Source organism: Cytobacillus sp. EB106-05-05-XG126 (assembly GCF_058791715.1).
Genome location: NZ_JBYTDU010000001.1, coordinates 888319 through 909259, shown reverse-complemented (window position 1 = coordinate 909259; position 20941 = coordinate 888319). Strand labels below are relative to the sequence as shown.

The window sequence follows — 20941 nt, the reverse complement described above, 5'->3', positions numbered from 1 at the left end:
CATCAACCTTTCTTTTTAAAATTTACTTTTTTTCAGTTATCGGCCTTACACTGGCTGGTGCCTGATTCATTAAGAATTTCACTCCGAAAACGGAGATAAGGACACCGGCCATTGCAATCACCGGATATACATTTTGTTCAATGAGCAGCTGGATGAGCGTATAGGACAGGACCATCGATAAAACGGGTGAGACGACCCATACGACTAATAGCTGCACGACAATGTCCTTCTTGAAGACTGACCGTCCCTGCTTCACAAATCCGATTCCAATGATGGAGGAAGTGGTGATTTGTGTTAAAGGAACAGGAATTCCAAAAACGGAAGCAATCGTAACAATTCCGGCTCCTGTTCCAGAAATGACACAGCCTTCTTCAAGCCGGATTTTGGTAATCTTTTTGCCATTCGTCTCGAGGACTTTTTTTCCCAGCAGAACGGCTCCTATAGCGACAAACAGGCCGCCCCAGAAGATTCCGCTGCCTGTGCTCATAATGCCTGCACCAACAAGCGGGCCGACTGCATTGGCAACATTATTCATGCCTGCCGAGAATGCTTCAAACACACCCATGAAGACGACGAGTATGGCTAAGATCGGAGTTGCTTTAGGCTTTTTAATCAGGTTCTGTATGAACTTTCTCTTTAAAAAAGCGGCTGCCGCTATGGCAATTAAAAATGCGGCAAATGGAGTAAGCAGCCAGAACATAACGATCCAGGCAAGCTTTCCGGCAAATAAGGATTGGTAGACGATTCCGGCACCAACAACAGAACCTACTGTCACCTCACTGGTAGACAGCGGGATGCCGAATACATTCGCCAGAAACAGCGATAATGCTGCAGATGCAATCACAATCAGCGCGATGGCAACCGTGAAGGTCTCTTTAGGAACAATACCGCTTCCCATCGTCTTTACCACTTCTCCTCCGCCAAGCCATGCTCCGAAGAATACGGCCAAGCCGCAAAGAATAAGAGCTATCATACGGTTTTTCAGGACACCTGAGCCATACGCGATCCCCATGGACGCTGCTGCTCCACTTGCCCCTATATTCATGGCGAAAAATAAACCGACTGTGACCGCTATGATCGTAAGCATGGTATCACCCTCCTTCTAGCTCGTATGAAGGCCGCATTCAGTTTTGCCTGTGCCAGACCATCGGCCCGCACGGGAATCGCCATTTTCATCGACTGCCTGTGTACAGGGAAAGCAGCCAATGCTTGGATAGCCATGGTCATGCAAAGTGTTGTAAGGCAGGTCTTTTTCCTTGATGTAGGCCCAAACTTCATCCCATGTCCAGTGAATCAGCGGGCAAATTTTGATATTCTTGAATTTTTCATCCCTGTTTAGGAATTGAGTATTCGCTCTTGTGGGCGACTGCTCCCGCCGAAGGCCGGAGACCCAGGCCTGCTTTGGTGTTAACGCTTCTCTTAATGGAATCACTTTGCGGATCTGGCAGCACGAATTGGGTTCCCTTTTCCAAAGTGCCGAACCGTATTCTGCCGCTTGCTGGTCCAATGTCAGCTTGGGCTCTTTCCGCTCAATCCTGAGGCTTGGAAAACGCGCTTCGATTTTATCAATCACTTCATAGGTTTCCGGAAAATGAAGCCCGGTGTCCAAAAAGACAATATGGGCATCTGCCTTAATTTCCTGAATAAGGTCAATCAGCACGATGGCTTCCGCTCCGAAGCTCGATGCATAGACAATTTTGTCTTCAGGATAATTCTCATAAGCCCATTTCAACACTGTGCTTGCGCCTTTTAATTTGTCATCAATTGGGAACGAATCTGAGATTTGATTCCAGTTTTCATATGTTACTGCATTGCTCATCTTGCAGTACTCCTTTCATATTCTTGAAATCTTTTAAAATCAAAAAAGGCAGTCTTCCCGCCTGAAAAAACTTCAGTAGGAAAAACCGCCTCTAGTTTGTCTAGTCAGCGCGCTTATTTGGTTGAAGACGAACCTTTTCGTTCTTCTCGAGTTGTATGACCTTGCCATCCTGGACGACCAGCGTGATCGATCCGAATTTAATGCTCTGAAGCATCTGCATCAAATGAGCAGATAACTCTTCCCAGTCTGCCTGTTTCAGTGAGGCTCGCCTCCTTTTTTTTGTTGAGGAAAGGATACGTTTTTTAGTTTGTTTTTTGTGATGTTGAGATTAATCCTACCATACACATAGGAATTGTCAACAACTTATTTAAAGAAAATTTTAAAAATCTGATAAATGGGCTTATCTTCACTGAAAACCGTTAACCTTACTTGGTTTTTTGGTAAAGTACCAGTTTTTTTATGTACCTATTCACGTTGAATTCCCCTGAGATTTTTTGAGGATATTAGGTTTTGTAATTGGGTATTATGCAAGATCTTTTGGTTTTTGTTAGTGATGTGGTGTTCATGATGGGGTTGGTGCAGCTTCTTTTGACTTTTGCTAAAGATGTGGTGTCTAACATGCGGATTGATGCAGCTTCTTTTACCTTTTGCTGAAGATGCGGTATCTAACATGCAAATTGATGCAGCTTCTTTTACCTTTTGCTGAAGATGCGGTATCTAACATGCGGATTGATGCAGCTTCTTTTCCTTTTGCTAAAGATATGGTGACTATCAAGGGGATTGATGCAGCTTTTTTTACCTTTTAATAGAGATGATTTAGGTTGACACTGGTTGCTATTGCTTTGTCGAGAGATATGACATCCAGCCTTTGACGCTTAGGTTTTTTGGCATAAAAAACACCCCCGGCAACTACCGGAGGTGCATTACTTTTATTCGTCCGCTTCTTCGTTTTGCCTTGTTGTCTGTTCAGGCAGTGTATCCCAGAAGCTGGTGTCAGCAGAATTGATTGAACCGTCTGCTATTGCTTTTACTGTCGCATCAAGCGTTGTGATTGTCTGTTTGATGAGATAGCCGTTGCTCTTTTGTCCAAGGGCGTATGGCTCATAATTGTGGTCGGACATTCCGCGCATTTCAAATAGAAGCGTGGAAATGTCGTAGCGGACAGCAGCGCCGTTCCGGCCAATGTTTTCACCTGTGCCGCCGACATATTTTCCAATATGGCCCCAGCCAGTATGGTGAAGCGAGTTAAACACAATTGATCCAAGCTTTTTGGATTTTTCAAGAACCTCAGGCTTTACTTTGCTGTTTGTCGGATACAGAATGCTTCCTGACACAAGCTTTCCTTCAGTTTCACTTAATGTGCCCTGATGATGAAGATCAATCATGTAATCGATATTGTATTTCTTGAACACGTTTTCATGGAGAGCACGCGCTTCCGGCTCCATTTCGCTTGTTTCTTTAGCATGTTCCCGATTCAAATCCACACGATTGGCATTATAGCGGGTTAAATGGCGATCGCCATCGGCTAGATAATCATCAAGTGAGAAGTCCACATCCCCCATTGCTCCATCTGCGTTAAGCATCGGGATGACGAGAATGTTGACATCTTTAAGGACTCCGCTTGTTTTGCCGGTACCAAGGTGCTTGATAAACTCCAAGGCTCCCTCAGTTGTCAGCTGCTCATTCCCGTGCTGCTGAGTCAGAAATAGAACCGTTGGATTGTCAGGATTGGATATGTATTTTGCCATGTGAATATCACGGCCTTTTACCGTCTGGCCGATGACTTCAAGCTGCATAGCCTCCTGTTTGGCATCCTGTGTTTTCAAATAATCTGTTAAACTGGCATATGTATGCAGAATGGAAGTCTGAATGGATCCATTTCCTGTGCCAGGCCCATTCCCTACGGCACCTGCAGGCATACCAACTGCTGTAACAGCACCTAAAGCCATCAAACCTGTCAGTGATACTGATAGAACTTTTTTCTTCAATGTCATAAAATTCATACCCCCATATTAATACTTATCTTTCACTATTAATTCTAGTGAATTAATTTAAGAGTGATAATAGAGTATGATACCTATTCTTTTGACAAATTTCGCATACCGAAATAAGTATAAATAGAGGAGTTTACTAATGATTTATCGTGTAAAAATAATCCAAAATTACCACTTCAGATACAGGGTTACAAAAAATCCCTTTTTCAGGTGTAAAAAGAACTAAAAAGGATCGGATATAAAATGTCCGATCCTTCGTTCTAATTCAGGTCTGCCGGGTAGATTACACCTATTTGCCTTCGGGCTTCTTCAATGATTTCCATTGTTATCATCGAGTTAGCGTGGGAGTTGATATCAGATTCAGTTTTTCCAGCCTGAACCAAACGGATGAATTCTTTGGCTTCGTAATACATAGAATCACTTAATTGGTCCTGAGTGAGGTCCTCCCTCTCCCCGTTCCGATAATGCAATTCAACTTTCTCAGGTGCACTTATTCTATCTATAACGATATTTCCCTCTTCCCCTTGAATTTCTGCAGGAAGACTGGAATCGGTTATTTTACTGTACATGATGACCGCATCCATGTCAGGGTATTTAAGGACCATGCTTCCTTCCCCATCAACTCCTGATTCCAGCATATAGCCTGCTGCTTTAATCTCCTCAGGTTTACCGAATAGGGCCACAAGCGGATAAACACAGTAAATTCCGATATCCATTAGTGAACCATTCGAAAAATCCGGATTGAATGCATTCAGCACGGTTCCCTGCCTGTAGGCATCATAACGGGAAGAGTATTGGCAATAGCTTGCAAAATATCTGCGCACCTTTCCAATTTTATGAAGGTTTTCTTTTACAGCCAAAAAATTAGGCATAAAAGGAGACTTAAGGGCTTCCATAAGAAGAACATTGTTTTCCCTGGCCGCAGCTATCATAGATGTAAGCTCCTTTGTATTAGAAGCAATAGGCTTTTCGCATAAAACATGAACATTATTTTTCATAAAAAGGATGGACTGCTCTGCATGCAGGGAATTCGGGCTTGCAATATAAACAGCGTCGATTTCGCCGCTTGCGGCCATCATCTGTAAATCAGTAAAAGTCCTCTTCACACCATATTTGCCTGCAAATTCTTTTGCTTTTTCCTCGGTGCGGGAATAAACAGCCGTCAGCTGAAAATCTTCAGCCTGCAGTGCTGCTTTTAAAAATCTTTCTGTAATCCAGTTAGTGCCTACAACGCCAAAACGAACCAAAATCATTTCCTCCAGTTTCTATTGTGGGATAATTATTCTCTCATTTTTAAGGAAAATGAAAGAAAAAGCAAGAAATAAAAATGGAAGTCTGTAATTTCCCTGACTTCCATTGTTACTCTATGTATTTGATTAATTGATTCATATTAGTGAATTTAGAATATTAATGAAGCTCTTTCTATTTCGTATGGTTCATTTGTAAATGACCGCTCCAGCGAATCTAATCGTAGGTTCTCCTTTAAAACCGTGAGTGGAACCTCATGAGGAAAACTCTACAATTTTATCGAATGGTGATGATTAAGCCAAGAAACAATTGAGGTCGCAGCCAAGAGTTCTTCCCAGTTGCCTGCAAATTAGTCGTCCAATAATAAGCCCTGCACCCATTCATCATCCAGCTGCTCGTCCTGATTTTCTTCTGCTTGAAATATTATATTTCGTTCATTAATACGATAACTAATAGCTGAATGATGATATTCTTTTATTTGGATGAGTGAATAAAAGATGTCTATCAGTTTTTGCTCTCTTAAAAACATCTGCAATTAGAATCATTTTGTCTCCCCTAGGTTTGTTTAATAATTTTTCAAATTCAGCTTTTAACAGATTCCTTAGTGTATGGGATGGTTAATGGCCCAAGAGGCATAACGGCAATCCTTAAATCTCTTCCGTGCTTTTGCTGCAGCTCTTCCACTGTTTTTTCGATAGAGGAAGAAGGAAGGAACATGGCATTTTTAACGTCTTCGTCCGCTAGGCTTGAATATACATATACGTCAGCCCATACCTGAATGATTGCCTGTTTTTGTACTTGCCATTGATCAAAAATGGAAAAGGCGGGATCCTCGATCATGTCTAATATTTCTTGCGGTGTTGCTTTCATTTTTAGTATTTCAGCGTAATTGCCATGGTTGGGCAGGCCGTCACTGCATTCTGACGCGCAAATAATGGCACCGCCTTTTTTCACAATTTTTTGTGCAGCGCTCATCCCCTTAACAGCCTGATACAGATTCTGGTCTAAAGGATATCCGCTGTTGCTTGTAATAACTATATCGAATGGCTCTTCACACGCGACCATCGAATGTTCTCTGACATATTCACAACCAGTTCTGTGCGCCAAAATGACATCGCCTGCAAAAAAGTTTGTAATCTCTTTGTCTCCGTTAAGAGTTACATTCAGCATAAAATCCGGTTTTGCCATAAGAGCTGCTTCTGTAGCTTCTCCCTGAACCGGGTTGCCTTCAATTTTTCCCCATGTACTGTCTTTATCTCCAATCATTCTGGCATTATGAAAATGCATTATTGTATCAATCCCGGCTATTCCAGGCATGATTCCCTTGGGTCCGCCGCTGAACCCTGCAAAAAAGTGCGGTTCAATAAATCCTGTAACAATTTTAAAATCACTTTGGCAATATTCCTTATTAAGGTAAACCTCACCCCCATACGAGGTTGTCCCCAAGTAGGTCTGAGTGGATTGGTCAAATGCATTATTATTAATGACCCGGACTTGGTTTACAATGTCCTCTCCAAGCATTTGAATAAGCTCTTCTCTCGTGTTATCACGGTGGCTGCCAGTGCCATTAATGATGATAAATTGCTCTGCCGGAACATGTTTTAACTCCTCCATAATCCATGGAACCAACTTATGATTTGGGGTGGGTCTTGTCATATCGCTAATGACAATCGAAACAGTATCCGTGCTTTTCACCATTTCTTTTAATGGCTTTGTCCCAATTGGATTCCTCATGGCTTCAAATGCTTTTTGCTTTTCGTCATCCAGGCCAGGAATATGGACAGGTTCTATGACTGCTGTATGATCGGGAAGATTGACAAGAAGTCCTTCTTTCCCATATGCCAATTTGATTTCCAAGGTATATTTCCTCCTTATGCTGATTACTTGCCTGCGCCTATGATTGATTGCGTTGATTTTACGCGAATCCAGGGACGGCTATTTTCCCACTCCACAGACAAAGGAACACAAAATGTTTCTTCCAGTCTCCTGTCTGTAACAATTGTATTTTTCTCTCCTTGTGCAACAACTTTTCCGGACTTCAGAAGCATTACATGGGAAATGGATGGAACAATTTCTTCAATATGATGGGTCACATATATGATGGTAGGACCATCTGGAATGGCCATCATCTTTTCAATAGCTGCCAGCAATTCTTCTTTGGAAAATATGTCAAGTCCATTACATGGTTCATCCAATATTAGTAGCCGCGGTGAAGACATTAGCGCCCTCGCAATCATTGCCTTTCGTTTCTCGCCCTGAGAAAGCGATGTAAGTGTCTGGTTTTCTACATGGCTGATGCCAAATTGCTTCATTAAGTCTTTTGCGTGATCTAAATCATGCTGCGTAATGTTCTCGTACAAACCAATAGATGCAAATTTACCGCTTAATACAATCTCAAGCGCCGTATCAGCAGGACGGAACTGAAATTTATCATCCAGGGAGGTGCTGACCCATCCAATAGACCTTCTAAGATCAGGAATATTGGTTTTGCCGAAGACATTTCCCAATACCGAAACATGTCCCCCGTTAGGCCATTTATAGCCGGTAATCATATTAAGAATTGTTGTTTTTCCAGATCCGTTTAATCCTAGGAGGGCCCAATGCTCCCCTTTTTGTACATCCCAGGATACATGATCCAGAATTTTCTTTCCATTCCTTTTCCAGATAATTTGATCCAGAGAGATGACACTGCTGCATTGTATATGACTCATCATGATTCTCCTTTTGTTATAAAATGGATCTATCTAATAGTCTTAAATCAAAAGAGAGCTGAAGACACTATAAATTGATTTCCATAAAGGATGAAGGAAATCCTGTGTCTCAGCTCAATATTTTCAGATTTCAGCGAATTATCTGTCTAAACAGAGCTGGTGAGCTCAGAAACGATGCCGTTTCGGCGGAATTTTACCCCGTTTTTCTGGTAAAATTTTGCCCCTTCCATGATGCGTACTTTCAGTTCCTCATTAACTGGTTTTAATGGCTTTGCAGGGACACCCGCAGCAAGTGTATTTTTTTCGATTACTTTATTTTCTCCTACAACAGCACCAGCTGCGACAACAGCACCTTCTTTAATATGTGCTCCGTTTAAGACAATGGCTCCCATGCCTATAAGAGCTCCATCGTCAATTGTGCACCCATGAATAACACAGTTATGTCCGATCGTTACGTTTTTGCCTATGCTGACGGGATATCCTTCATCAACATGAATCATGGTTCCCTCCTGAACATTTGTACCGCTTCCAATTTTAATAGAGTCATTATCCCCTCTAAGTACTGTATTGAACCATATGGATACATCAGCTTCCAGCTTAACATTTCCAATCACATACGTATTTGGTGCTAAAAATACCGATTCATGGACAGCAGGCGTCATGCCTTCAAAATCATATATCAATTAGAACATCTCCTATTCTATTTATGAGGCGATTGTATTGCCGGAGTTATTTAATCGGTTTTTCCTGTTCTTAATCCATTTATTTAGAAGCGGGTACAAAATACTGATGATTGACAGGATGATAAAGGTTAATGCGATAGGCCTTGTGAAGAAGATCGAAATATCATTGTTGGACATTTGCATCGCTCTTCTAAATTGATCTTCGGCAATCGGGCCAAGTACCACTCCTAAAACAATTGGAGCCAAAGGGAATTTAGCATTTTCCAAGTAGTAGCCAATAATGCCAAACAAAAGCATCATGCCAACATCAAAGATGGAGTTTCGAACAGCAAAGGTTCCCACAATACAAAAGAGCACAATTAACGGGCCAATCACTGTATATGGAACCTGGAGAATCTTAGAGAAGACAGATATAAACGGTTTTGCAATAACAATGATTAATAGATTGGCGACAAGAAGTCCCATTAAAATCGTGTAAATCAGGGATCCCTGCGTCGAGAACATTAGAGGTCCTGGCTGTATTCCGTGAAGAATAAAAGCACCCAGCAAGATGGCGGTTGTAGCACTCCCAGGGATACCAAGAGACAGCAATGGAACCATGGCGCCCATAGCAGCTGCATTATTGGCTGATTCAGGTGCTGCAATCCCCTCTGGAATGCCAGTTCCAAATTCCTTGGAATTTTTTGACCAGCGTGCAGCTTCACTGTAGCTGAGCATGGCAGCAGTTGTTGCACCAATACCCGGCAATATTCCGATGAATACACCTAATAATGATGAACGGCCAATGACACCTGAAATTCGTTTCATAACATTCCAGTTTGGCAGCTCAGACCTTACTTTTTGTTTTGAATTCACCTTGTGGACTTGCTGAACCCGTCGCAATACTTCAGAAATGGCGAATAATCCTATCAGGACAGGAATGAAATCTATTCCTGACATTAATTGGCCTGAGCCGAAGGTAAATCGCGGAACCCCTGTCATTGTATCGATTCCGATCGTAGCAATAAATAAACCAAATGAAACGCCAATGAACCCTTTTACAAGATTTCCAGCACTCAGCGAAGCCACAACGGTAAGCCCCATAAGCGCCAGAGCAAAGTACTCGGGAGAAGAGAACTTAAGCGCAAAAGATGCGAGAAGAGGTGTTAAAAAAATTAAGACAATAGTTCCAAATACACCTCCAGTAGCAGAGCTGAATATGGATATACCGAGTGCTTTTCCCCCTTCCCCTTTTCTGGCCATGGGATATCCGTCAAATATGGTGGCCACAGCTTCAGGTGTCCCAGGGGTCCGAAATAAAATGGCGCTGATGGAACCGGAAAATACCGAGGTAGCATATATGGAAGTTAACAGCAAGAAGGCAGCTGTCGGGTCCATCGCATAGCTAACCGGCAGAAGAATAATGACCAGCATGGTTCCGCTTATTCCCGGTATACCTCCGCCAATAAATCCAAGCAGGACACCGACCAATAATACGAACATATTGAATGGTTCAAAAAGATTCCCAAAACCGCCGAAAAGTCCTTCAATCAATGTGTTTCACCTCTTTTATTAGAATTGGCTATTAATAAAACAGTAAACTGAACATCTGGAAAATTCCTACTCCCCTTGGGAAGGGCAAGTTCAACAGAATAGGGAATAATACAATAGACCCGGCTGTTGATAATACGCCAGTTAAAAGTGCACGCACCCAGCTCTTCATGCCAAAGAGAAATGCCAGAACAAAAATCCCGAGAATAGTAGCAGCAATAAAACCAACATATCCCAGAATGAATGTATAGATGGCTAAAGTCCCCAGCAGCAGGATAAACCTTTTTGGGTAAACCAGTTTTTCCTCATCCGCTTCACTTGCATCACTTTCCGGCCCTTTATTCTGTAAATTCTGACTATTTTTGTTCTTAAATGTCCTAATCAATAAGAAGACAGATAAAATGAGCATTAATATCATAAGAGCAGCAGGCCAGGTTCCCGGTGCAATAATATTTCCTGTCCTATTTTCAATTTGTAAGGACATGACCAGAAAAAAAGAAGAAAATACAATCATTATGATCGAAAGATTACGTTCCAGAAGCATCTTTTACCCCCCTGACTTTTATAAAATCATCGAGAGAAAGCATTCTCCCGATGACTTGTTATACTAAAGGCCTTCAACAATTGATTGGTACGTTTTAATGTTCTTCTCAAGATTCTTTTTGAAGTCCTCCCCGCTCAGCCAGCCGTCACGTAAATGAAGATAACTGTCTTTCTCATACTTCTTATACTCTTCACTGTCTTTCGCTTTCTCCAATGCCTTCTGGAGAGTCTCAACGATTTCATCAGGTGTGTCGGCGTGCACCAGCAATCCTCGTTCCTGTCCATCCGTCAGATCAATTCCTTCTTCAGTTGAAATCGGAGTCTCTTCGAAACCTTCCAATTTCTTGTCTGTGAATGCCAGGAGCATCTCAACGGAGCCGTCTTCAATTTGGGCAATGCTAGGACCGATTTCTTCTAGCATGCCATCAATATGTCCGCCTAACAGGGCTGCATGCATTTCACCGGCATCTTCATAGGAAATATAATTAAGCTTGATTCCGGCCTTTTCTTCAAATTGTCGGAGGACTAATTCATCAAAGCCTACAGCCCCAGTGCCTCCTACAGATATTTTGCCTGGGTTATCTTTAGCCTGTTTTATAAAATCTTCATAGTCAGTGAATTTTTTCCCTTTAAGAACTTGAAGGGACATGGTATCCTGCTGCACCCTTCCAATCGCTGTATATTTGCTCAAATCATGCGGAGTGGTATTACGTGCAACGTTAATTGGATAGTTAGATGAAATCGCCCAGATCGTATAACCATCTGCAGGCTGTCTGGCTGTATGGTCTCCTGCATTTGCACCGGAGGCACCAGGTAAATTGATCACATTAATGTTAACACCTAATGTATCGCTCATTTCTTTGGCGATTGAACGGGCAAAGGTATCTGTACCTCCTCCAGCACCCCATCCAACAACGATTTCAATATCTCTTTCGGGATAATTGCCTGCGCCATTCTTTGAATCTGATTTTGCACTTGTACCGGAACTGCAGCCTTGCAGGACCAAAAGCAGTATGATTAGCAGCGATAATAGTGAGAACTTGTTAAATTTCATTTATTCTCCGTCCTTTTTTATTAGTAGGAAACAATGGTAGTTCCTCAATAAATGTCTTACGCCGCCCTTATGACTTGATGCACCTCACAGAAAGTAAAGGGTTGCTTTTCTATGAATATTTGAAATTTGGTTTCCGTTTTTCCAGGAAAGAATGGACACCTTCTTTATAATCGTCTGAGAGGAAGGATTCGATGATAATCTTTGATGCTTCGGGTGAATCCTCCTCGGCCCCTGACAGTACTTCATTTATAATTTTCTTGGATCCTCTGACTGAGGCTTGAGCATTCTTGCAAATTAACTCAGCATACGCCAGAGTTTCTTCTTTAATGGAAACCGCCGGGATAATCCGGTCAATGAGACCGATCCGAAAAGCTTCTTCAGTATCCAGCAATCGTCCGGTAAAAAGAATATCCTTTGCTTTAGATGGTCCTAATAGGTCTACAACATTTTTGGTTCCTGGTGTATTGTATACAAGTCCGAGCTTCGCAGGGGTAATTCCAAACTTCCCATTCTCATCTGAGAATCTGAAATCACAGGCAACAGCAATTTCACAGCCTCCACCTACACAAAATCCTTGAATCATGGCAATAGTTGGCTTGGAGGCGTTCATTATGGCTTTTTCTGCTACCATTGTAGCTTCGTTGTATTTTTCGGCACCTTCAGCGGTATATCTAAGCGTCTTAAATTCACTGATATCTGCTCCTGCAGAAAAGGCAACTGATCCTTCCCCTTTAAAGATGATCACTTTTATTTTGGAGTCGAGTTCACATTCTTCTATTAGTTCAGGAATTTTCGTCCAAATATCATAGCTTAGGGCATTCCGTTTTTCCGGACGGTTAAAGCAAATGTATGCGATTTCACCTGCTCTTTCCAAAAAAACCGGATCGCGGCAAGTTTTTTCATCATTTATTGCTTCAAGGTTTTTAGACATTATTTCTCAACCTTTCTCTTAATTTTTCTTCAATAAATTACTTTCTTCCAAAGCTTTCACCGCACCTGATTCTGAAAGCTTTGCAATATATTCTTGATCGTAGCCCAGGTTTTTCAGCACGGCCGCGGTATCCTGTCCGAAAAGCGGAGAGGCAGTTCTTACTTTACCTGGTGTTTTAGAGAATTTAGTTGGTATGCCGATCATTTTCATTTTTCCAATAACAGGATGCTCAACTTCTTCGATCATCCCTCTTGCCTGATAGTGTGGGTCCTGCACAGCTTCCGCAAAATTATTGATTGGCCCGGCAGGAACTCCTGCTTTTTCGCAGCGATCAATCCAAAACTTTGTTTCGTGAAGCATTAATACATCTTCAATATCTTCTTCGAGTTCAATAACATGCTTATTTCTTAATAAGTTTGTTTCATATCGCGGATCAGTAATCCATTCAGGCTTTTCGATAACCTCAGTGCAAAACCTTTCCCATGTTCTTTGATTTGCGCATCCGAGCATCATATAACCTGATTTTGTTTTAACAGCCTGATAGGGAGCGGAAACTCTATGGCGCCAGCCAGTTGCCTGCGGAATCGTCCCTTCTGCAAAATAGGCACCTGCTTCCCATGTAAACCAAGGCAGTCCTATTTCAGCAAGAGCGATATCCAGATGCTGTCCATCACCAGTTTTCATTTTATGAATATAGGCAGCAAGAATAGAGTATGCAGCTGTGATGCCTGCACCAATATCATAAACTGCAATGCCAGATTTCATTGGCCTCATTCCTTTTTCCCCTGTCATGCTCATTAAACCTGTCATCCCCTGGGCAACAAGGTCGAAACCGCCTTTATGAGAATACGGACCAGTCTGTCCATAGCCTGATATTGAACAATAGACAAGACCAGGATTGATTTTCTTTAAGCTTTCATAATCGATCCCGAGCGATTTAGTCACCCCGGGGCGGTAGTTCTCTACAACTACATCCGCTTCCTTTGCGAGCTTATAGAAAATCTCCTTGCCTTCTTCATTTTTAAGATTAAGGGCAATGCTTTGTTTGTTTCGGTTAATTTGAAAGAAACAAGTGGATTCCCCATTCACATATGGTCCCATTTGCCGGGAGTCATCACCGCCGTTGGCTTTTTCAACTTTCATTACATCTGCGCCTAAATCAGCTAAAACCATCGTACAATATGGCCCAGCCATTATTTGAGAAGCATCAAGGACTTTCATTCCTTGTAAAGGTCCCATTTCAAACACCCCATCTAAAATTTGTGTGTCAGAAGCGAGCCCGATCATACCGGCAGTTGTTCATTTCTATACAATTTTTATTTTTATATGGTATAATTAAGGTCGATTTATTTATTAAGGGTGGAACATTTCTATTTTGGCGAGTGGAGATGTTCCCCTTTTTTTATTCACGAATCATATTGGTTCCACGTTCCAAATCATTCCGAAGATGATTTTCCACGTTTTGTATAACCGCTGCCTCGTCGCGAGCTTTTAGAGCATTAAGGATTTGGCGATGTTCCTTAAGGATCTCTCTGTTATGCTCATTATTTTTCAGGATATTGGCCCTGTAAAGCAATAGAAATGAACGTACCTGCTGAAGCAAGTGTAATGCCCGTTTATTCGGACTGGCTTCCAAGAGCCAATCATGGAATTGTGCATTAAGCTCTAATAATTGCAGAAGATTTCCCTCTTTAAATGCGCTCTCTGCATTCAGGAGTACCTTCTCAATCTCCTCCAATTCCTCATTTGCAACCGTTTTCAAAATTAGGCCCATGATTTTGGGCTCCAGCATCAGCCGGCATTCGTATAAATCCTTAAAATCTGTTTCTTCCAGCTTGACGACACTTAGCCCCAGATGATCCTGGACCAGTAACCCCTCAATTTGCAGCTGGCGCAGAGCTTCTCTTAACGGGGTCCGGCTGATGTTATACTTCTCTGCTAACTGTGAAACATTGACTTTCTCTCCTGGTTTCAATTCACCTGCCAGGATTGAACTTTTGATAATGTCATATATTTGCTGATAAAGCGGCTGTGAAAATTGCAGGCTTTGCACCATAATTCTTTTCCTCCTTTCTAACTCCGTAAATATCACAACGGGGTTGAATGCTGAATGCTGTATCCAGTATACAGCGTCTATGTTGATAATAATTAATATTCTGAAAAGTGTCAATATTTTAAATAAATTTTTCACAGTTATGTAAAACTAGTCAAAATTCGACACAAGGCCGTTCAGCCTAAGCATGTAACTTCCAATAAAAATAGACAGAAAGGCAAAATTTCCTGCCTTTCTGCTTTTATGATTACTTCATATCGTTTAAAAGAGTACCGTAAGTATCAATCAGATTTTCAAATTCAGCATTATAGTCCTCCGCATTTAACCAGCCATCACGCAGATGCAAGTAACTTGCTTTTTCATATTCTTTATAACCTGCCTGGTCTTTTGCCTCTTTAAGCGCATTTTCTAGCACCTCTATTATTTCAGGAGGCGTATCCGCATGAACCATGAATCCCCTTCCCTGGCCATCCGTTACATCGATTCCCATCTCAGTTGAAATTGGAACATCTTCAAAACCTTCCATCTTTTCTTCGGTAAATGCAATAAGCATCTTGATATCTCCGCTCTCCAGCTGGGCAATGGAAGGTCCCGGCTCCTCTGCAATTACATCAATATGTCCACCGAGAAGGGCTGCTGTCATTTCCCCGGAACCTTCAAAAGAGATATAATTGAATTTGGTTCCAGTTGCTTTTTCAAATTGTTTGATCACCAGTTCATCAAAGCCTGCAGAACCTGTACCGCCAATCGTTATTTCTCCAGGCTTTTCTTTCGCCTGCGCAATTAAGTCTTCAATGTCTTTAAACTTCCCGTCGCTTTTAACTTGAAGCGTCATGGTGTCATTTTGAACCCTGCCAACCGCAGTTAATTTGCTCAAGTCATTTTTTTCAGCACCTGCCGCAATATTTACCGGGTGATTGGATGTAGCAGACCATATTGTGTAGCCATCAGCCGGCTGTCTTGCTACATGGTCAGCAGAGTTGATCCCAGATGCTCCAGGCATGTTCACAACATTAATATTCACGCCTAGTATGTCTTTAAGCTCTTTGGCTATGGCTCTTGCAAAATTATCACTGCCTCCGCCTGCACCAAATCCTACAACAATTTCAATTTGCCTTTCAGGATAATTACTGCCGCTTTTCTTTTCTTCCGAGCTTGCTTCTTGAGGTGAAGAACTACATGCCTGCAAAATGAATACTAATGCAATTACAAGAGACAAAAACGAAAACCTCTTTAATTTCATCTTAATTTTCCCCCATATTAAGAAAAATTTTAAAATCCTGAAAATTAATCTTACTTGTAAGTATTCACTTTTACACAACAAATAGGTTATGGAACCCTTCCTATTCTCTTACACCGCTGCAGCAGTATTGTCACCCCCCTGTATGTGTCATGTTTCATATTTCAAAGATGCAATTTTTGTGCCGAAAGGCTAAAAATGCACTAAGAAATTGTGAAATTTTCTTTTTAAATCTGATTGAATGTAAGCCTTTTCAAAGAAACTCGTACATACATAGTTTTATTTGGTCTGGAACACCATTACATTTTGAATTGTCATTCATTTGTTTTTAGTTCTTTTTTGAAACAAAGTATCCCTCTATCCCGTTCCATTTTGAAACTATTTATTTGCAGCTTCAGCTTCTGCCCTTTCAATGGATTCCATCAGGTAGTCAACCACATGTTTTGTTTCAATCTCTTCTTCCATGCCTTCCCGGTAAACACCAAGTTTCATTTGAAGATAGCATCCTGGATTGGCTGTAATTAGCACAGCTGATTCAGTTTCTTTCACTTTCTTCATTTTTTTATCCAATATTTCATTAGCAAGCTTTGGCTGCAATAAATTATAAATACCGGCAGAACCGCAGCAATATTTTTTCTCAGGAAGCTCTACATATTCCGAGTTCGGAATTTGTTTAACCAATTTCGCAGGTGCATCCTTAACTTTCATCACATATTGCAGATGGCAGGAAGGCTGATAGGTTACTCTTTCTCCTCTTCCTGACACGGCAGGCATTTCACCTTTTTCATAAATGATTTCACTGATATCTTTTATTTTGGCGGAGAAGGTTTTTGCCCGTTCCAGCCAATCTGGATCATCACGAAACAAGTCTGCATATTCAGCAAGTGCAGCACCGCAGCCGCCCGCATTTGTAATAATATAGTCCACAGCTGCTTCTTCAAAAGCCTGTATATTCGCCTTTGCCAATTCGATGGTTTTGTCTTTTTTCCCGCTATGATGATGCAGGGCTCCGCAGCACATCTGAGCTCTGGGAGTGACAACATCAAACCCGGCCTTTGACAGCAGTTTAATAGAATTATCATTGGTTTCTCTGAACATAACATCCATGATGCATCCATGGAAAAAGGCTACCCGTCCTTTGGCCTTCTTTTCTTCATATGCGCTTGGTGTAAACTCCTGATGATATTTACGCTTTGAAGGAGGCAAAATCGCAGGTGTAATTCGTTCCATCTGGCTCATCTGTTCAGGGAAAAATTTTAATATGCCCAGCCCCCTTGTAAGGGATTGAAGTCCGCTTTTTTGATAAAACCAAAGTAGATTGCCCACCGAATTAAGCCTTTTTTGATTCGCGAGAATATGATCAAAAAAGTAGTCCTTAAAAGTGCGTGCCGTATAGGCTTGTTTTTTAATATCCGTTTGAACAGGCGGCGCAGCCTGCACAGGTGTTTCAACAGCTGCTGCTATTCGCTCCTTGGCGAGCATGACAATATCCGGGACCTGAACATCTATAGGGCATGCATCCACACATGCAGAGCAAAGCAGGCATCGATCCAGCTGATCTTTAATCTCCTGGTTTACAGGAATATCTCCTTCAAGCAGACTCCTTGCCATTAATACTCTTCCCCTTGGACCGTCAGCTTCCCTTCCCGTGATATTTAAGGTTGGGCATACATTGCGGCAGGCTCCGCATCGCACACATGTTCGCATAGATTCTTCCGCGGTAAGAAGTTTCAACTACTCGTCACCTCCATCCTAGTTTGGCAGTGCCATTTTGCCTGGATTCAATATATTGTTTGGATCCAGAGTCCGTTTAATCGCCCTCATTACTTCCATTGCGGGTCCGTGTTCAACATCCATATACTTTGCCCTGACAATTCCTACTCCATGTTCCGCTGTCGTTGTTCCTTCCATTTTGATTGCAAGCTCATGGATATCGTCGATCATTTTTTGCACATTTTCCATTTCAATTTGATTATTCATATTAACTACTGGACCTGTGTGCATATTCCCATCGCCCACATGGCCATATATTCCGCAGATGATGTTATATCGATCAGCAATATTATGAATTTCCCGCAAAGTTTCCGGGAGCCTTGAAATTGGCACACATATATCTTCTCCGCCATATACCCTGAACCCGCCAGGTTTTAATAGGCCAACAGCTGCACCAACAAGCTTTCTGGCCTGCCAGAGCTTTTCGCATTCCTCCGGTTCATCGCTAAACTTTATATAATTTGTATACTTTTCAACCACAGTTTTTAATCGGTTAACTTGTGAGGTAACCTCCTCCTTGGCTCCATCCACTTCAAACACGAGAATAGCTTCATTATCCAGCGGAAGACTAAGCTCGGGCTTCATCATATTGACAGCTTTTGTACAGTTAAAGTCCATAATTTCGATGGCAGATGGCTGCAGGCCTGAAGAGAAAACTGCATTAACAGCCTCACCGGCTTCTTCCAGCCGTTCAAATGAACATAGAACAATCCCTCTTGTAACTGGCAGAGGCAATAATTTCAGGCGAAGACGGGTGATAATACCAAGGGTACCCTCAGACCCAATCATTAAATGAGCGAGATCATAGCCAGAAACCGACTTAAGCGCTTTCGATTTAGCTCCGCCAGTAACGATTACTTCACCAGTAGGGAGCACAACTTCCATGCCGAGTACATAATGGCGGGTGACTCCATATTTGACTGCCCTTAGACCGCTCGAATTGTTCGATACCATTCCTCCAACTGTACACATATTTGCGCTGCCAGGATCAGGCGGAAACCTCAATCCATATGGTTTTAGAGCCTCATTTAGATCATTTTGGATTACACCGGGCTCTATAATTACCTGCATATTCCGATGGTCAATATCCAGGATTCGGTTCATTTTTGATAAATCCATCATGATGCCGCCTTTAACCGGAACAGCTCCGCCTGTCTGGCCAGTTGCTGCTCCTCTTGGATATAAAGGGATGCTGTATTTATTGGCAAGCTTAACACAAGAACTTACCTCTTCAGTGGATAAGGCAATGACAGCCACTTGAGGCTGTTTTGGACTAATCTGTGTTTCAAAGGAAGCATCATAAGAATATGTCATCATGTCGGTGTTATTGGTTAAAATCCGGTCTTCTCCGAAGATATCCCTTAATTGAGATATGATGTTTTCATCCAACGGAGGGGGCGCCTTTGTTTCATTCATTCTATCTCCTCCTCACATACTATTAATTTTTCGCCATAGGGTCGTCCTGCCGATCCCAAGTATCTTTGCCGCTTCTGTTTTATTGCCGTTTACCTGTCTGAGCACATTCAAAATATATTCTTTCTCAAGGTGATAAAGCTTTGTTTCATCACCTTCATCATCTTTTTCATGATGTGCCTTGAGTTCTTGCATACCTAGAAAGTCTTTTCCCCCAGCAGCTAAAACAGTATCAGAATCAATCACCTTATCGGGAGAAAGAATCATAGCTCTTTCAACAATGTTTCTGAGCTGACGGATATTTCCTGGCCAATGATAGTTTTGCAGGATTTTCATCGCATCAGCAGTAAATCCTCTAATATTTCTCCGGATTCCAGGCTCCAGTTCTTCTATAAAAAAATTGCATAACAGCGGTATATCAGCAATCCGTTCACGCAATGATGGGATAGGAATATCAAGGATATTAAGGCGATAGTACAAATCGGCCCGGAAACGTCCTTCTTCTACCATCTTTTCGAAATCCCGGTTTGAAGCAGCGATCACACGTATATTAATAGGGATGACCCTTTCATCTCCGAGCCGCATCACCTCTCCCTCCTGAAGGACCCTCAGAAGCTGAGCCTGAAGAGATTCAGCCAGTTCGCCGATTTCATCCAGGAAAATGGTCCCCTGGTGTGCTAATTCGAACAAACCCGTTTTCCCGCCCTTTTTCGCCCCGGTGAAGGCTCCTTCAACATACCCGAATAATTCGCTTTCCAGTAAGTTTTCAGGGATAGCTGCACAGTTCACTGCAACAAATGGCCCTTCCGACCGCTTGCTGAAGCTGTGGATCAAATGGGCAAACACCTCTTTTCCCACACCCGTTTCCCCTGTAAGGAGAATGGTCGAATCCACTTGTGAGTATTTCTTCACCTTTTGAATCGCTTTTTTGTACATTTCACTCTCACCGACGATATTATGTAAACTATATTTCGTTACATGGCCTCGGTGAAGCAGCTTTTTGCGGATCTCCTGTTCCTGCTGCTGAATTCTATTAATCTCTTGAAATGTACAGACTGCTCCAAGCACCTTTTGCTCGTGCCGAATGGGAATTCGGTTTGCGACTACTTTCACCCCATTTTCATCCTGGATGCGGTTCAGCTCTTCCTTGCCAGTCGAAAGAACTTTGCTCATTCGCGAATGCACGAGAATATCATCTATGGACTTGCCGATTACTGAATCATAGGGAAGGTTTAGTATGCTGTAGACGGAAGGATTGCAAACTGTGATCACCCCTTTTTCATCCACTGCTATCACACCATCTGCAATAAAATCAAGAATTGCCTGAAGTTCCTTTGTTCTTTTTATTTCCGAGCGCCTCACATTGATTAGGCTTCTTGCCTCGTTGATTGCCTGAATGACCGATTCCACACCGGACGTTAATATGACTGTTCTAATCGTTTCTTTTTTTACTTTGTTGGTAAAAATGCTTTTGCCTATCAGCACATCTATTTGTTTTTTGCAGAGTGACTCCACAGCTGCTTCAGCTTCCTCCGGCATTGATACACAGTGCTTTTCAATCGATAAGCCCAGCACAGATTCAATTGTTTCGATTCCCTGTAAGATTTCTTCGTTGTCTGCTATCCCAATTTTTTCTCCGAGCTTCTGTGCTTCCTTGATTGTTCGAAGCAAGTCATATCCAGTTATGGGAATCTGTACAACAGGTAAATTGATGTCAGATTCTAACAGCTTTAATCCCAAGGTCCCTCTGCTAATGATTACTTCTGTACCGTTTTTTTCAAATTCCTTTGCCGCTTCGACCGCATTCCGAAAACTCACTTTCTTTACTGTAACTTCTTCTCCTGTTTTTTTCGCGGCTTCCCTTGAAACCTGTATCAGCCCGTCAATTGGAGTCAGAATTGCAATTTCAGACATCACATCACCTCATATAGCTTTTTCTCTTGGACAAT

General features: G+C 42.1%; 19 protein-coding genes. All 19 read right to left on the bottom strand.

What is annotated here, in order from left to right; all coding sequences use genetic code 11:
- Positions 1–22: 22 nt before the first annotated feature.
- The 19 genes from cysP to AC3WTL_RS04425 all read right to left on the bottom strand — a co-directional run bounded on the left by cysP (position 23) and on the right by AC3WTL_RS04425 (position 20906).
- Positions 23–1087 (bottom strand): sulfate permease, encoded by a 1065-nt coding sequence (gene cysP / locus AC3WTL_RS04515; protein WP_197215366.1) that lies wholly within the window; start codon positions 1085–1087, stop codon positions 23–25.
- Between the two features lie 15 nt (positions 1088–1102).
- Positions 1103–1819, bottom strand: coding sequence for a phosphoadenylyl-sulfate reductase (locus tag AC3WTL_RS04510; RefSeq protein ID WP_252222185.1), 717 nt, complete (start codon positions 1817–1819; stop codon positions 1103–1105).
- A gap of 100 nt (positions 1820–1919) precedes the next feature.
- Complete coding sequence (locus tag AC3WTL_RS04505) at positions 1920–2039, bottom strand: YezD family protein (RefSeq protein WP_492369379.1); 120 nt, start codon at positions 2037–2039, stop codon at positions 1920–1922.
- 709 nt (positions 2040–2748) lie between these two features.
- Positions 2749–3813, bottom strand: coding sequence for a M14 family zinc carboxypeptidase (locus AC3WTL_RS04500; RefSeq protein ID WP_492369099.1), 1065 nt, complete (start codon positions 3811–3813; stop codon positions 2749–2751).
- A 260-nt stretch (positions 3814–4073) separates the two neighbouring features.
- Positions 4074–5060, bottom strand: coding sequence for a Gfo/Idh/MocA family protein (locus AC3WTL_RS04495; protein ID WP_248347491.1), 987 nt, complete (start codon positions 5058–5060; stop codon positions 4074–4076).
- A gap of 350 nt (positions 5061–5410) precedes the next feature.
- Positions 5411–5596 carry a hypothetical protein gene (locus AC3WTL_RS04490; RefSeq protein WP_226620359.1) on the bottom strand — a complete coding sequence of 62 codons (186 nt, stop codon included), beginning with the start codon at positions 5594–5596 and terminating at the stop codon, positions 5411–5413.
- Between the two features lie 47 nt (positions 5597–5643).
- A complete protein-coding gene (larA, locus tag AC3WTL_RS04485; RefSeq protein WP_492369098.1) occupies positions 5644–6918 on the bottom strand; it encodes a nickel-dependent lactate racemase in 1275 nt (424 codons plus the stop codon).
- 23 nt (positions 6919–6941) lie between these two features.
- Positions 6942–7772 (bottom strand): ABC transporter ATP-binding protein, encoded by an 831-nt coding sequence (locus AC3WTL_RS04480; protein WP_492369097.1) that lies wholly within the window; start codon positions 7770–7772, stop codon positions 6942–6944.
- A 146-nt stretch (positions 7773–7918) separates the two neighbouring features.
- Positions 7919–8455: a gamma carbonic anhydrase family protein gene (locus AC3WTL_RS04475; protein WP_053071393.1), complete on the bottom strand. Its 537-nt coding sequence runs from the start codon at positions 8453–8455 to the stop codon at positions 7919–7921.
- 21 nt (positions 8456–8476) lie between these two features.
- Positions 8477–9988 (bottom strand): tripartite tricarboxylate transporter permease, encoded by a 1512-nt coding sequence (locus AC3WTL_RS04470; protein WP_048011243.1) that lies wholly within the window; start codon positions 9986–9988, stop codon positions 8477–8479.
- A 31-nt stretch (positions 9989–10019) separates the two neighbouring features.
- Entirely contained in the window at positions 10020–10529 is a 510-nt protein-coding gene (locus AC3WTL_RS04465; RefSeq protein ID WP_252222197.1) for a tripartite tricarboxylate transporter TctB family protein, read from the bottom strand.
- A gap of 63 nt (positions 10530–10592) precedes the next feature.
- Complete coding sequence (locus AC3WTL_RS04460) at positions 10593–11582, bottom strand: tripartite tricarboxylate transporter substrate binding protein (RefSeq protein WP_252222200.1); 990 nt, start codon at positions 11580–11582, stop codon at positions 10593–10595.
- 109 nt (positions 11583–11691) lie between these two features.
- On the bottom strand, positions 11692–12513 hold the full coding sequence (locus AC3WTL_RS04455) for an enoyl-CoA hydratase-related protein (protein WP_222501855.1): 822 nt from the start codon (positions 12511–12513) through the stop codon (positions 11692–11694).
- Between the two features lie 18 nt (positions 12514–12531).
- A complete protein-coding gene (locus AC3WTL_RS04450) occupies positions 12532–13752 on the bottom strand; it encodes a CaiB/BaiF CoA transferase family protein (RefSeq protein WP_492369096.1) in 1221 nt (406 codons plus the stop codon).
- Positions 13753–13915: 163 nt separating this feature from the next.
- Entirely contained in the window at positions 13916–14569 is a 654-nt protein-coding gene (locus AC3WTL_RS04445) for a GntR family transcriptional regulator (RefSeq protein WP_197249849.1), read from the bottom strand.
- Positions 14570–14813: 244 nt separating this feature from the next.
- A complete protein-coding gene (locus AC3WTL_RS04440) occupies positions 14814–15809 on the bottom strand; it encodes a tripartite tricarboxylate transporter substrate binding protein (RefSeq protein WP_197249848.1) in 996 nt (331 codons plus the stop codon).
- Positions 15810–16184: 375 nt separating this feature from the next.
- Entirely contained in the window at positions 16185–17540 is a 1356-nt protein-coding gene (locus tag AC3WTL_RS04435; protein ID WP_252222205.1) for a (Fe-S)-binding protein, read from the bottom strand.
- Positions 17541–17558: 18 nt separating this feature from the next.
- Entirely contained in the window at positions 17559–18995 is a 1437-nt protein-coding gene (locus AC3WTL_RS04430) for an FAD-binding oxidoreductase (protein WP_048011251.1), read from the bottom strand.
- A 12-nt stretch (positions 18996–19007) separates the two neighbouring features.
- On the bottom strand, positions 19008–20906 hold the full coding sequence (locus AC3WTL_RS04425) for a sigma 54-interacting transcriptional regulator (protein WP_252222207.1): 1899 nt from the start codon (positions 20904–20906) through the stop codon (positions 19008–19010).
- Positions 20907–20941 lie beyond the last annotated feature (35 nt).